The 14,528-nt window shown below is 31.6% G+C and carries 10 protein-coding genes; 6 read left to right on the top strand and 4 right to left on the bottom strand.

The features are described 5' to 3' along the window. Positions 1–72: 72 nt before the first annotated feature. From J8L88_RS05945 to J8L88_RS05930, 4 genes are all read right to left on the bottom strand, one after another. Positions 73–1,287, bottom strand: a complete 1,215-nt coding sequence (locus tag J8L88_RS05945) for a hypothetical protein (RefSeq protein ID WP_211060232.1) — start codon at positions 1,285–1,287, stop codon at positions 73–75. 11 nt (positions 1,288–1,298) lie between these two features. Next, on the bottom strand, positions 1,299–3,143 hold the full coding sequence (locus J8L88_RS05940; protein WP_211060231.1) for a PLP-dependent transferase: 1,845 nt from the start codon (positions 3,141–3,143) through the stop codon (positions 1,299–1,301). Positions 3,144–3,255: 112 nt separating this feature from the next. After that, entirely contained in the window at positions 3,256–4,830 is a 1,575-nt protein-coding gene (locus tag J8L88_RS05935; RefSeq protein ID WP_211060230.1) for a carboxypeptidase-like regulatory domain-containing protein, read from the bottom strand. 191 nt (positions 4,831–5,021) lie between these two features. Beyond that, positions 5,022–7,331, bottom strand: a complete 2,310-nt coding sequence (locus J8L88_RS05930; protein ID WP_211060229.1) for a type IA DNA topoisomerase — start codon at positions 7,329–7,331, stop codon at positions 5,022–5,024. A gap of 156 nt (positions 7,332–7,487) precedes the next feature. On the opposite strand from J8L88_RS05930, the gene J8L88_RS05925 reads away from it, so the two are divergent. The 6 genes from J8L88_RS05925 to J8L88_RS05900 all read left to right on the top strand — a co-directional run bounded on the left by J8L88_RS05925 (position 7,488) and on the right by J8L88_RS05900 (position 14,526). Then, positions 7,488–8,648, top strand: coding sequence for a histidinol-phosphate transaminase (locus tag J8L88_RS05925; protein WP_211060228.1), 1,161 nt, complete (start codon positions 7,488–7,490; stop codon positions 8,646–8,648). A 143-nt stretch (positions 8,649–8,791) separates the two neighbouring features. After that, positions 8,792–9,856: a chorismate synthase gene (gene aroC, locus J8L88_RS05920; RefSeq protein WP_211060227.1), complete on the top strand. Its 1,065-nt coding sequence runs from the start codon at positions 8,792–8,794 to the stop codon at positions 9,854–9,856. A gap of 7 nt (positions 9,857–9,863) precedes the next feature. Further along, positions 9,864–10,952, top strand: coding sequence for a BF3164 family lipoprotein (locus tag J8L88_RS05915; RefSeq protein ID WP_211060226.1), 1,089 nt, complete (start codon positions 9,864–9,866; stop codon positions 10,950–10,952). 181 nt (positions 10,953–11,133) lie between these two features. Next, positions 11,134–12,456: a dicarboxylate/amino acid:cation symporter gene (locus J8L88_RS05910; RefSeq protein ID WP_027391241.1), complete on the top strand. Its 1,323-nt coding sequence runs from the start codon at positions 11,134–11,136 to the stop codon at positions 12,454–12,456. A 109-nt stretch (positions 12,457–12,565) separates the two neighbouring features. Then, positions 12,566–14,011 carry an aminotransferase class I/II-fold pyridoxal phosphate-dependent enzyme gene (locus J8L88_RS05905; protein WP_211060225.1) on the top strand — a complete coding sequence of 482 codons (1,446 nt, stop codon included), beginning with the start codon at positions 12,566–12,568 and terminating at the stop codon, positions 14,009–14,011. 119 nt (positions 14,012–14,130) lie between these two features. After that, the gene (locus tag J8L88_RS05900; protein WP_211060224.1) at positions 14,131–14,526 is read left to right on the top strand and encodes a hypothetical protein; all 396 of its coding nucleotides are present in this window, start codon (positions 14,131–14,133) and stop codon (positions 14,524–14,526) included. The last annotated feature ends 2 nt before the right edge of the window (positions 14,527–14,528 follow it).

Genomic DNA, 14,528 nt, shown 5'->3' with positions numbered 1-14,528 from the left:
GCTTTGTGTTTTTCTGAATATAAAGATTACCTAATTAAAAATCCTATTATCAGTATACCATGAAGATGATATTTAATCTACAGGCTGTTTAAATTTTAATGACTCATTTCCATTAGTGATAACAATAGTATATGTTCCTTTTTTTAAACCTAGATTACAGGTTTCTTTAGATGATTTTACCTCTGTAATATCTATAGGTACTGCCATATTTATATTTTCACCTTCTTTAAAGGCTAGAACCATAATAGGAAATTCAATTTGAATTTTTTCTAAATTGATAGTAACATTCTGATTCCCATTTTTAAACAACCAGTCCGGTCTATTGTTGATATACGTTGATGTAGGATGGAAAATAGCAATATCTGACCAAGCATCACCTTTTTTATGTTTTAATGGTTTTCCTTTTTTATCAATAATAACAGAGGATTCTTTAATGTCCAAAGCGTTTAGAAGAGGGAAATTATATTCAGATGTACTTTGTTGACTATATTTTACTTGATTTATTGTCAATGGATCTATTCCTGTGTATTCTGTTAACCTTCCTGCCATTGCTTTTTCCCAATAGTCATAATTTCCTTCTAATGCATGATCATATCCACAATGAATTAGAAATTTTTCATTTGGTTTCGCTTCTATAGCTTTTTGGATATTTTTTGCCTGATCAATTTCTCTGGGTTTTCCATTGACTTCTTCATTTTTCGTTTCGTAAGGAAAAAGAGTATATCCGATCTCTAGCGCTTCTCTAATGAGGTTACCAAATTGAGGATCTTTCGTATAATAACCAGTTTTTTGTATTGGATATTTTCTAATATTATTAAGAGAATCTAAATCATCCTTGTATGATAACGCTTCAAGCCCTAAGTTTTTATATCCCAAATCATATAATTGTTTTAGAAGTGATTTTGTAAATGAACGATGAAAAGAATTATGGTGAGCTTCATTTATTATGATCACTTGATTTTTTTCCGCTTGTTCTAAAATATAATCATTAGCATTAACCTTAGTATATTTTTGATTTATAGAATCTACTCGATCTTCGGTAAACCCTTTTCGTTTTATTCCCATTGCAATATCCCATTGATTCATTGCATTTTTATAATCTCCTTTAGTTGCGTATTGGGAAGCTGCTATTTGATATTTCCAAGAAACAGTATCTTTAGCTAATTGAGATTCTATTTCAGAAGAAAACATATATTTTGTTTTAAAATCGACCTGTTCGATTATTTTTTCTTCTTTACAAGAGGTAAAAAAAACAACTGCAATTAAAAGATAGAATGTTGCTCTCATAATGGTCTTGGTTATATACTATTTACAAAATCGATAAAAACCTTTTTGTGAAGGTCAAGATCTAAATTAGCAGAAAGGGCGACTCGAACTATATAATCCTTATCACCTTCTTTAGTAGTTCCTTGGGTAGAAGTAGCAGGTATTGTCCAATAACACCCTTTTAGTTGACCATAACTAACACAAAATTTACTTTCATCAGGAATCTCTTCGATCATTAGATTGATTAACTTAAGATTCAATGCTCTTTTATATGTTTCTTTTTCATCGTCAGTATCACCTTTAGTAGGAAGATCTAAAGAAAATACAGAAGGAGTAAACCCTTCATTTGCTAATTCTGGAGATACAAAATTGATTTTTGCATCCGGTAATTTATTCTCGATAAAACTAACGAAATCACGAGTGTTTGTATAAGCATCAGCAATTCTTTGATTCATAGATGGCAATTGCTTTGCTAATATTTCCATTTGTAGATCAGTAGCTTGATTGTCACAAAGTCGTAAATGTAAGTCTATCTTTTCTAGTAAGCTTGCAGATTTGTTATTAGCTACACAATATCCCGCAGTACATTTACCACCACTAGGAAATTTTGATCCACTTACATAGGCAATAGCTCTAACCGAGGACAGTATTTCATTTTCTCCTAAGAAATGAACATTAGGGCAAAATGTTTGATCTAAAATAAATACTGGATCAATAGCAGTTTGACCATCGGTAGTTTTACGTTCTTTACTAAGAACTGCTTCTAATTGAGGAAGATCTGGAACTTCAACTCTTGGGTTTGTTGGGATTTCTGCAATAATATATGGAACGGCATCTTGTTCTGCTATTTTATTTAGAACTATCTCAATACTTTGCACCATATCCTGACCACCATCTACAGGTAAGTCAACTATTTCGATCATATCACTACAAGCAGCAACACGTCTAGCTTGATCATTGGTTCCTCCATAACAGTTTGGAGGAACTACAATTTTTATAGCTTTTCCTTTATGATGTTCTAATGCGTGATCCACCAATCCCATTACAATGGCATATTGCATGGATAGCCCGCTAGATCCAACAAGACCTTTTGCCTTAGTTCCAGTAATTTCTTTTATAGTATCTAAAACAATAGTTTTGTTTTCGTCAATTTTACTATTTAAATCATTAGAAAAAGACTGTTGGGTTAAACTTTTTAGAAAAGCTAAAGTGTTCGCAGGTGTCATCGCGATAGTTTCTCTTCTTCTTACATGTTGAATTTCTGATATATATTCTTTATTAGTGTCTTTGTTTATTAAAATAACACTACCTAAATTATGATGAATGTTTACAAAAAAGTCAATATTAGTTTGTAAATCAAATTGTGTGAGATCATCCTGTTGGGAAACAAAAATTGTACTTCCATTAAACGCTGTAATCTCATCAGTATTTTCTATTTTTTTAAGATCAAATTGATATCCATATACGGTTTTTAGTATATCGGCATCGAAACAGTTAGGTAATTGATCAGTATATACAATTTGCGTGTTTTTACGAGCTAATAAGTTTGTTCGTAGAACAGCCATAATAGGAGTTGTCATAGACGAAAAACTAATTATATTTTCTGAACTTAATTTGTGTAGTTTAGCAATAGTCCATTCTAAAACACAAGACAATGGGTGCCCTAATCTAATATAGTCATATGCTGTTGGTAGTTCATGTAGTGAAGATAGTTGTGCGTCATTATTATTAAACAGAAGTTCAAAACCTTCTAGGAATTGATCTTTAGCCAATGCTTCATTATAGATATCTAGTCGATGTGTTGTTAAATTCAACCAGTCTGCAGGCATATTTTTTACTACCTCTTTTATATAATTTAATATGTTATTGTCTTGCATGATTTTTACCTTTAGAAAGGTGGGTAATATACATTAAATAGAATTTTTTTTAAACCTTTTTATTCTATTGTTTTTATTGTTGGTTATATGAACTTGGTTGTGAGATTACATCTTATTTTTTTAAAGGTGTATTCATCCAATAGTCTAATAGGTTTTGAGGAGTATTTGTTGGGTGGATGTTTTTAGAAATTGGTTTTGTTTTAATCATAAATAATTGATTAGTATTCTTTTCAGTATTGGTGCTAAGCTCTTGAACGAAAAACTCTCTAAATTGATTGTAAGAAACAGATTCTTGTTCATGAACTATATTCCCATAAATATCTTGCACATTTTTAACTTCTATGGATACACCTTTACTACTTAATTTATCAATAGATTGTATCATTTTTGGATGAAAAAAAGCTTTTTTGTCTTCAGGGTAGAGGTATATGCTATTCTTTTTTACACTAACACTATCAATTTTTAACTTTATTTCTTTATACCATAATCGATAATTCTTTTTTTTAAAAGCATCTTTCGTGGATACAGAATTATTAAAAATAAGTTCAAAACGTTTTCTTTCATGATTGATTTTTGCAGTTACGGGCTTAAACTTTGGTGGTTGTAGAACTTCAAAAGCATTATTAAAAGAGATGTAATTAGGATACATTAACCCTTTGTTTGACCTATATGCTACAATGATTTCAAAAAGTAATTTGCCTTGATTTTTTTTAGGAGTTTTTGTAGTGTTAGATTGTTGTCTATCATACACTGCATATTCTAATTTGTAAATTTTATAATCTTGTTTACTTACATAAATTTTACTCTCTACTTTTATGTTTTCCTTATTTTTTGAAACTTTAATGGCATATAAAGGGATATCGTCTATAAAAGTTTCTGGTAGAAGTTTAAGTCTATGATTTTTAATTAGATCTTTATTTAAACGATTTACAAAGTCGTACGCATTAATATTATAGTTTCTAATTGCATCGTGTAATCTAAGAATAGTATATTCATTTCCTCCTTGACCATCTAAAGTCGCATTAGAAATAATCTTACTTCGATTAATGTAATCATATGGTTTTGAAGCAACTGTATCTTTGGGGAAATCTGTATTGCTTTTATAGGAGAATAAAGTTGTCTGCGTATTTTTAAAATCCTCAGTTCCAAAACCTTGATCAAAAACTTTCATTATGGCTTCGTTCATATTTAAATAATGACCATCTTTTACTTGATAATCCCGATAATAGCCAACATAAGAATATGGCGAAAAAGGATAATTTTGTGGAATTCTATCAATGGCAGTTCGAATGATGCTTCTAGCACTTTTTCTTTTCTTCTTTTTTGAAGTTACAACTTTTACTTCGTCTAATAATTCTATTTTTTCCAATAGCCTTATTAAGTTAATCTGATTTGTTTTAAGGTTTGATAAAGGTATTTCTTGGGTCAGGTATCCTATAGAAGATATCACTAAAGTATCAGCATTTTTCTTAAAAGTATAAGGGATTCTAAATCCTCCATCTGCGTTAGAGATTAGACCTCTTTTTTTGTTTTTAATCAAAACCGTAGCAAAAGATATTGGAGTTTGATTTTTAGCATTGATTAGTTTGCCATCAATAAATGAATCTTCTTGACCTAAAAGTTGTATTGATTGGGTTATGAGAACAAATACTAAAATATGATATGTTAGTCTAGTAACTTTATACATTCTATTTGTTCTTATGTTAGTTAAAAAAGCTGTTTGATAAGAAAACTGTTTGCAAGATTAATTCTTTATCAGATCCCTATTTATAGGAATTCTTCTATGAGTTTCATCCGTAGTTACTAAGTAAGTATATAATTAGTTATTAGTAAAATGTCAAGGTGCTTTTAATAGTATTTTAAGATTCTAAAATAGTATTAGTTGTAATTTTCTCTAAGAATTTGAGAGACTAATGCTTTGGTTATATTTTTTCCAGTAGTTTTAGTTCGTAACATATCAAATGAATATCTAAAGTCACAATCGTTTTTGAATTCACTACAGCCGTAAGCAGTTTTCCCTTTCAGGATGTGTCCTTTTTTACATTTAGGACATTCCATTTGATCAGGTGTACTGGTCGTAGTAGCTGATTTTGTCTTTTTCTCTTCTAATATAATCCTAAAATGATCATCAAAACGAAGTAGACCTTCTACAAGTCCGCTTTCTGATTTAAAACCTTTTAAGTTAACAGTACATCCTTTTTTTACTAACCTGATATATTGTTTTTCGGATATTTTTTTCCCTAAATAGGTAAATGGTAGTTGAAAACTACAGCCATCTTTAAACGCGCTACAACCATAAGCAGATTTTCCTTTTAAGATTTTTCCTTTTTTGCATTTAGGGCAAAGCTCTTCTATTATTGTCGAAGTCTTTTTAGTTTTTTCTGTATTCGTTTTTTGCGTTTTTTTATCGGCTGTATAAGATATATTAGCTCTTGTTTTTTCCGTTCTTACTTCATACACCAAATGGTCCACCATTTGTTTCATATTTTTAATGAATGCTCCTGCATTAAAAGAACCTTTTTCAATTTCTTTTAGCTGTTTTTCCCATCTTCCTGTTAACTCAGCAGAAATAAGTAGTTTATTCTGAATAGTGTCAATAAGCTGAATACCTGTGCTAGTTGGCAAGATTTGTTTTTTATTACGTTCAATATATTTACGCTTAAATAGCGTTTCGATAATATTTGCTCTTGTAGATGGTCTACCGATACCATTTTCTTTCATAAGCTCTCGCATCTCATCATCATCCACCTGTTTTCCTGCAGTTTCCATAGCTCTAAGTAAGGTAGCTTCTGTAAACTGTTTTGGGGGTTTAGTTTCTTTTTCGAGAAAAGTAGGTTCATGAGGTCCTTTTTCTCCTTTTGTAAAAACAGGAAGAATTCCAGTTTCTTTTTTATTAGGAGCATTTGGATTCTCAAAAACTACTCGCCATCCTTTGTCTAAAATAACTTTGCCTGTGGTTTTAAAAGAAACTGAATCAGCTTTACCGATTACCGTAGTATTAGCTACTTTACAATCATCATAAAATACTGCAATAAAACGTTTTGTAATAATATCATATACCTGTTTTTGATTATATTGCAGGTTTATTTGCTCACCAGTTGGAATAATAGCGTGGTGGTCGGTTACTTTTTTATCATTAAAAACTTTTGATGATTTTTTAATCTTTTTGTCTAATAAAGGTTTAGTTAATGCGCCGTAATCGGTCAAATTTCTTAAGATGCCAGGAACTTTTGGGTATACATCATTTGGCAGAAAGGTAGTATCTACTCTTGGGTACGTAACAACTTTTTGTTCATACAATCTTTGTACAATTTTTAGAGTTTCATCTGCAGAAAATCCGAACTTAGTATTACAATATACTTGCAATCCTGTTAAATCAAATAACTTGGGAGCATATTCCTTTCCATCCTTTTTAGTGATAGAAACAATTTCAAAATCACTTTTTTTTACTTTATTAGCTAATAATTCGCCATCTTCTTTTTTTAAGAATCTCCCTTCCTCATAACTAAATAAAGTATCCCGATATAAGGTTTGTAATTCCCAATACGGTTGTGGTATAAAGTTTTGGATTTCTTTATATCTATGAACAACCATCGCAAGACTAGGAGTTTGTACTCTACCGATAGATAATACTTGTTTGTAACCTCCGTGTTTTACTGTATACAATCTGGTAGCATTCATGCCTAATAACCAGTCACCGATGGCTCTAGAAAAACCTGCATAATATAAGTTATCATATTGTTCAGAAGGCTTGAGATTATCAAACCCTTCTTTAATTGCTTCTGTAGTTAATGATGAAATCCATAATCGCTGTATTTCTCCAGAATATCCTGCTTGATTGATGACCCATCGTTGTATGAGTTCTCCTTCTTGTCCTGCATCCCCGCAATTAATTACTAGACTTGCTTGATCAAATAAAGATTTAACGATGTTAAACTGTTTCTGAATTCCTTGATTATCTACAACTTTAGTTTTAAACTTTTCTGGAAGCATTGGTAGATTATTAAGATCCCAACTTTTCCAGTGTGGTTTGTAATCATTAGGCTCAAACAAAGTACATAAGTGCCCAAAGGTATAGGTAACAGCATATCCATTTCCTTCATAATAACCATCACGTTTTGTATTAGCTCCTAAAACAGTAGCAATTTCTCTAGCAACACTTGGTTTTTCGGCTATACAAACCTTCATTAATAGATATTTCTTGTTCGGTCGAAAATTAAGAAATTTTTATATAAAAACGATAGTAATGGTAATTGAGTATATCACGTTTTAGTATACCAGAATCACGATCTTGATAGGAAATACACTGTATATCAGTCAAATTTGTAGAAAACCAATACTCATATGAAAGCAACAGGATTTAATAGAAGAAAATTTTTACAATTAGGAAGCACCTTAGCAGTAGCAAGTACTATTTCTCCAATATCTTATGGAGCCACTTTATTAGATAAAAATGATGTAAAACCATTAGGAAATGATGAGAATATTAGGTTATTTTCTAATGAAAACCCTTATGGACCTTCTCAAAAAGTATTAGATGCTATCACCAATAACACTAATCGAGTAAATAGGTATGCATCGTTTCATTCGTATTCTACAGACACACTAAAAGAAAAAATAGCCAAAATCAATGGAATTGCAAAAGATCAAGTGATTTTTGGCCATGGATCTTTTGAAATATTATGTATGCTAACCAGAACATTTGGACAGCAACGAGATGGTATTATAGTTCCTGCGACTACATTTAATGTTACTGCTGCTTTCGCTGATAGAATTTTTGATCACAAAGTAAAGAGAATACTACTTACCGATGGAATGGATATTGATTTAGAAACTACTAAAAAAGAAATAACTAAGAACACAAAACTTGTATATATATGTAACCCAAATAATCCAACCGGAAAATCATTACCAGCGGCTAAGCTAGAATCTTTTTGTAAAGAATTAGCTACTACCAATTGTACTATTGCTATTGATGAGGCCTATGTAGAATTAATGGAACCTTCTAGAAGACCAGATACTATTGAGTTATTAAAACAAAAATATAATGTATTGATTATTAGAACTTTTTCTAAAGCATTTGGTTTAGCTGGTTTACGGGTTGGATATGCAATGGGATTGCCCGAAACGATAGCAAAGTTGAATCATGATTCCTATACTTTTAGCGGATTGATCGGTAACCCTGGGATTGTAGCTGCAATAACTGCTTTAGACGACACTGATTATGTAGATGAATATAGAAAAAAGAATGTAGAGGTAAGAACGTATATGGAAAGTAACTTAAAAAAAATGGGCTTGAAATATTTAAAAAGTGACACTAACTTTATGTTGATAGAAGTAAAAGATGTTAAGCGATTAAAAGAAGAATTAGTGCCATTTGGGATTGCCATTTTTCCGAGTGGAGGAAAACATTATCCAACTTGGGCACGTATAAGTATCGGTACTTTGCAGGAGATGAAAATATTCTTTAATGCTATAAATACTATGAATTGGTTAACATCATAAATCAATAAAAATATTCATTGTGTAATAAAAGAGTTTGAAATCTGAAAGAGTAACAATTTTTAAGAAGCAAATAGCCGTTTTTCTATCAAATTACTATGGCGTTTTTAAAGATTAACAAGTACATTTGTTAAAAATTGTTTTGAATGGCAGGAAATACATTTGGAAATCTATTTAAGGTAACCACTTTTGGAGAATCTCATGGAGTAGCAATTGGAGGAGTAATTGATGGATGTCCTTCTGGAGTAACTTTAGATCTAGAGGCGATACAATCAGAATTAGATCGTCGTAAACCAGGTCAATCTGCTATTGTTACGCAACGTAAAGAACCTGATACTGTAGAGTTTTATTCAGGAATATTTGAAGGTGTAACAACAGGAACTCCGATTGGTTTTGTGATTAAAAATGCTAACCAAAAATCTAAAGATTATTCGCATATAAAAGATTCGTATAGACCTTCTCATGCGGATTATACTTATGATCAAAAATATGGTCTTCGGGATTATCGTGGAGGTGGACGTTCTTCTGCCAGAGAAACTGCTAGTAGAGTAGTAGCAGGCGCTATTGCAAAGCAAGTGCTTTCAGGAATTTCATTTAACGCATATGTAAGTGGAGTAGGATCAATAAAGTTAGATAAATCACATACGGAACTTGATTTTTCGTTGACAGAAAGTAATATTGTTCGTTGTCCAGATCCCCAGAAAGCACAGGAAATGGAACAATATATCAAGCAAATTAGAAAAGAAGGAGATACAGTTGGTGGATTGGTCAGTTGTGCAATATCTGGTGTTCCAGTGGGATTAGGAGAGCCTGTTTTTGATAAGTTACATGCAGAATTAGGTAAGGCAATGTTATCCATTAATGCAGTAAAAGGATTTGAATATGGTAGTGGTTTTGCAGGAGCAGAGTTAAAAGGAAGCAAGCATAACGATTTGTTTAATTCGGATGGTACTACCAAGACCAATCTTTCTGGAGGGATACAAGGTGGTATTTCTAACGGAATGGATATTTATTTTAATGTCGCTTTTAAGCCTGTAGCGACTATTATGCAGGATCAAGAAACCATTGATAAGGAAGGGAATGTTGTAAATATGCAAGGAAAAGGAAGACACGATCCTTGTGTAGTACCTAGAGCAGTGCCCATTGTAGAAGCAATGGCAGCCTTAGTCATCGTAGATTATTGGTTAATGAATCGTACGATCAAGAAGTAATATTAATATGTTGTCTAATCCTTCTAAGCGTGTTTATCTTTTATTAGTACTTTGTTGTTACGGAGGTATTGTTTACAGCCAATATTTAGGGAAAGAATACAAAAAAATCACGAATGAGAGTTTTGTAGACAAAGTTGATCTGGTTTCTGAAAAATTGGATATTGGATCCGATAAATTAGTCGCTCCATTAAGACTAACATTGCTCGATAATCATTTGGTAATTCACGATACTGAAACTCAAAAGCACTTGCATCTAATCGATATTGAAAACAATAAATATGTTGATCAGTATATAGGGATTGGAAATGGACCAAATGAATTATCTGATGTTGGTACTTTTGAAAAGAACGGCAATACTGCCTTTATCGTTTGGGATCAAAATGATAAGAAATATCTTTATTATGAGTTACAAGATCTAATTAATTTATCTAATGATACCATTAGTAAAAAGCTAGATGAAGATGAATATATCTACTTTTTGAATTATGATAAAAATAATCAAAAGTTATGGTATGCTGGACAATTTAGTAAGAAAGATCATCGTATATATGAAAAAGATATGGTCTCTGGAACAGTAAAAGGGTATGGAACATTATTAAACCCTCCAAAAGGTAAGTTGAATTCCATAGCGATAAGAAATTTTATATCTACGGCTAAGATGGAAAAGAATGATCGTCATATTGTAATTGCTTATGAAACGGTTCCTTTATTAGAAGTTTTTAATACAGAAACAAAAGAGTTCGCCTCTGTGCTTGTGCCGCATAGTAAATTACCGATTTATTATGCTGATAAGGAGGAGGATAACAAAATGCTAATCGGTTATACCAACCGTTCTTTATATGAGTTTTTAGACATCAAGCTTACCGATACCTATATCTATGCTGTTTATAGAGGAAAAGAATTTGGTAATACTGATCCAAAAAAAAGTGTAATATATGTGTTTGATTACCAACTCAATCCTATAAGATCATATCGTTTAGATCAAGAAGTAACTTCGATAGCTGTATATGATGATAAAATCATATATGGTTTACACCTATCTCCTTTTATTCCTTGGCAAAAAGGAAAACTAATAAAATATGATATTAAGAAGTAATTTTATCATCGATTTACTAATCCAGTAATTTCTTATGCTACTTTGGTAAATCTTAGTTTCGTGAGAGGTTCGTTTTATCGGTTTTTGTACTATTCTCACATACTCATCTACTAAAAAACTTATCTACTCATCCTTTTTTTATATCTTCGACTTCTTGTATTCAAAAAATTAGATAATTCACATGAAGAAACTAGCATTGCATTGGCAAATAATGATCGGAATGATCGCTGGAATATTATTCGGGTTTTTAATGACACAATTTTCCTGGGGGAAAGGATTTACAGGAGATTGGATAGCTCCTTTAGGTACAATTTTCGTTAATCTATTAAAATTAATAGCTGTTCCGTTAATTCTTGCTTCTTTAATAAAGGGTATTTCTGATTTAAAAGATATTTCTAAGTTTAAGAAAATAGGAGGAAGAACAATAATAATCTATGTTTTAACTACCGTTATTGCAATTACTATAGGATTGTTATTAGTTAATGTAATGAAACCTGGAGATGGAATTACTCCAGAAACTATAGAAAAATTAACCAACGAATATGCTAGCAGTTCTAAAATATCTGAACGTATTGCCGAGGCCGGAAGACAAAAAGAAAGTGGTCCTTTACAGTTTGTTATAGATATGGTTCCTCAGAACGCAGTAGCGGCTATGAGTAATAATAAACTGATGCTGCAAGTAATATTTTTCGCTATTTTCTTAGGGATTAGTATGTTACTTATTAAAGAAGAACAATCAGATCCTTTAAAAAAGTTTTTCGATAGTTTAAATGAGGTTGTTTTAAAAATGGTTGATTTAATCATGCTCACTGCTCCGTATGCTGTTTTTGCATTGTTGGCAAATGTGGTTGTTACTTCTGATGATCCAGATATATTATTAGCATTATTGAGGTATGCAGGAGTTGTAGTATTTGGATTAGCGCTAATGATTGTATTTTATAGTATTTTGGTATCCGTAATTACCAAAAAATCTCCTTTATGGTTTTTAAAACAAATCAGTCCAGCACAATTATTAGCATTTTCTACAAGCTCTAGTGCGGCGACATTACCAGTAACCATGGAAAGAGTAGAAGAGCATATTGGTGTTGATAAAGAAGTATCTAGTTTTGTACTACCAGTTGGTGCTACTATTAATATGGATGGTACAAGTCTATATCAAGCAGTAGCTTCAGTATTTATTATGCAAGTGTTATGGCCAGAAGGGCTTACATTTAGCAACCAGATCACTATTGTATTAACGGCATTGTTAGCATCTATTGGTTCTGCGGCTGTTCCTGGAGCAGGAATGGTTATGTTGGTAATCGTATTAGAGGCAATTGGTTTCCCGTCGGATAAACTTCCTATTGGTTTAGCCTTAATCTTTGCTGTAGATCGTCCATTAGATATGTTGAGAACTACTATCAATGTAACAGGAGATGCTACTGTTTCTATGATTGTTGCAAAATCCGTTGGTAAATTAGGGGATCCTAAGGTAAAAGATTGGGATGATCATTATCAGGGATAATAAAGAACTTTAGAATTTATTTGTTATACTTTTTCTAAAATTGAATGCTTTTTCTTATTAATAGGATTGGTAGTTTTACCTTTATTGAAAATTGAGCAATTAAGGTACTATGAATGAAAATATATTCTTAGACGAATCATTGGAAAAAGTATACAATCCTTCAGATTTTAGAGAAATAGGTCATCAATTAGTTGATATGCTAGCTGACCACCTCAGTCAGGTGCAATCGAATAGAGAACAATCTGTTATTAAGTTTGAAGATCCAGAAAAAGAATTATCATATTGGAAAGAAGATATATCTTCTGATACTAGTATAATGGATTTTTATCAAAAAATTCTTGATAGATCTATTCATGTGCACCATCCAAGGTATATGGGACATCAAGTAGCGGTACCTTCTGGAATAAGTAGTTTGTCTGGTTTAATGGTTGATGTTTTGAGCAATGGAACTGGAGTCTATGAAATGGGAATGGCTTCTAATGCATTAGAAAAAATAGTTACTGATTTTGTTGCAGATAAGATTGGATATGGAGCTAATTCGTCTGGTTTTCTTACTTCGGGTGGTACATTAGCTAATTTGACAGCTTTATTAGCTGCTCGAAAAGCAAAAGCACCAGGTTCGGTTTGGGAAGATGGACATAATCAGAAATTAGCGGTATTAGTTTCTGAAGAAGCACATTATTGTATCGACCGTGCAGCTAGAATATTGGGATTTGGTTCAGAAGGAATAGTAAAAGTTCCTGCCGATGAAAATTTTAAAATAAATACTTCTTTATTAGAAGAGTATTTAAAAAAGGCAAAAAATAAAGGATTAACAGTTATTGCACTTGTTGGATGTGCTTCTTCTACATCTACGGGTTCTTATGATGATTTAAATGAATTAGCATCTTTTGCTTCAGAACATAATTTATGGTTTCACATAGATGGCGCACATGGTGGAGGAGTCGTTTTTTCAAAAAAATATAGGCATTTAGCAAAAGGAATTGAAAAAGCAGATTCTGTAGTAATCGATTTCCATAAAATGTTACTGACGCCATCATTAAATACAGCATTAATTTTTAAAGATAGTCAAGATTCTTATAGAACTTTTGAACAGAAAGCGCAATATCTTTGGGATTCTCAGCAATCAAGGGAATGGTATAATTCTGGTAAAAGAACTTTTGAATGCACAAAACTAATGATGTCACTAAAAGTATATTCTAATATTAGAATGTACGGGAATGACATATTCGAAAAGAATATCGATCGGTTATATGACTTAGGAAAAGCCTTTTCAAGAATCATAGAGAATAGAGAAGGATTTGAGTTATTAATATACCCTGAAGCTAATATTGTGAATTTTAGATATACTAACATATCAGAAAATGATCTTAATTCGTTCAACTCTAAAATAAGAGAAGAACTGATTTTATCTGGTAAATTCTATATCGTACAAACAATGATAGGAGAGGATCGTTATCTAAGAACTTCAATAATGAATCCTCTTACAACTGAAGTAGATTTTAATGCTTTGTTAGATGAAATAGAAAAAATTGCTAATCCTATCCTTGGTTAACTTATTACTCTTAAGACGCAACCAATTTATAAGTATTTCATCTATTAAGAGAATTAACTAATTGATAACCGGGTATAAATTTTAGTTTTTTCACTTTTAATAAACTAAAAAATAAACAGATGAGACACTTTTGTATTGTATTGCTTTCGATTATCCTATTCAGTTGTAGTAATGATGATGATAATAATGCCCAGTCATCAAAAATTGCAGGAGCTTGGAACCTGGTTAGGGTTTCTGGTGGAGTTACAGGAGTGGATGAGGATATAGAAAAAGGCCTTATTGTATGGGATTTTAATGAAACTACAGGAATGGTGACTATTAATAATACGATTACTGATTCATCTTTTAATGTATTATTGGATTCAGGAACTTATACCTATAGTATTTCTGCTCCGGCGGATGCTGATATTCTTATTGTTAACGAAATAGTTGTAGGAGGTATTAATTTAGGAAATACATCATTTACCGTAGAAGAAATATTTGAAGATGGTTTTTCATTTCGTTTTGAGAGATAAAA

Origin of the sequence: Aquimarina sp. MMG015 (assembly GCF_018100855.1) — a bacterium.
Taxonomy (GTDB): domain Bacteria; phylum Bacteroidota; class Bacteroidia; order Flavobacteriales; family Flavobacteriaceae; genus Aquimarina; species Aquimarina latercula.
Note: the sequence above shows the minus strand (reverse complement) of the source record. Positions and strands in the feature narration are given on the sequence as shown.

Coding starts and splice junctions, on each gene's coding strand:
- J8L88_RS05945 (WP_211060232.1), bottom strand. CDS start 1,287: ATGAGAGCAACATTCTATCTTTTAATTGCAGTTGTTTTTTTTACCTCT.
- J8L88_RS05910 (WP_027391241.1), top strand. CDS start 11,134: ATGAAGAAACTAGCATTGCATTGGCAAATAATGATCGGAATGATCGCT.
- J8L88_RS05915 (WP_211060226.1), top strand. CDS start 9,864: ATGTTGTCTAATCCTTCTAAGCGTGTTTATCTTTTATTAGTACTTTGT.
- aroC (WP_211060227.1), top strand. CDS start 8,792: ATGGCAGGAAATACATTTGGAAATCTATTTAAGGTAACCACTTTTGGA.
- J8L88_RS05930 (WP_211060229.1), bottom strand. CDS start 7,331: ATGAAGGTTTGTATAGCCGAAAAACCAAGTGTTGCTAGAGAAATTGCT.
- J8L88_RS05935 (WP_211060230.1), bottom strand. CDS start 4,830: ATGTATAAAGTTACTAGACTAACATATCATATTTTAGTATTTGTTCTC.
- J8L88_RS05900 (WP_211060224.1), top strand. CDS start 14,131: ATGAGACACTTTTGTATTGTATTGCTTTCGATTATCCTATTCAGTTGT.
- J8L88_RS05905 (WP_211060225.1), top strand. CDS start 12,566: ATGAATGAAAATATATTCTTAGACGAATCATTGGAAAAAGTATACAAT.
- J8L88_RS05940 (WP_211060231.1), bottom strand. CDS start 3,143: ATGCAAGACAATAACATATTAAATTATATAAAAGAGGTAGTAAAAAAT.
- J8L88_RS05925 (WP_211060228.1), top strand. CDS start 7,488: ATGAAAGCAACAGGATTTAATAGAAGAAAATTTTTACAATTAGGAAGC.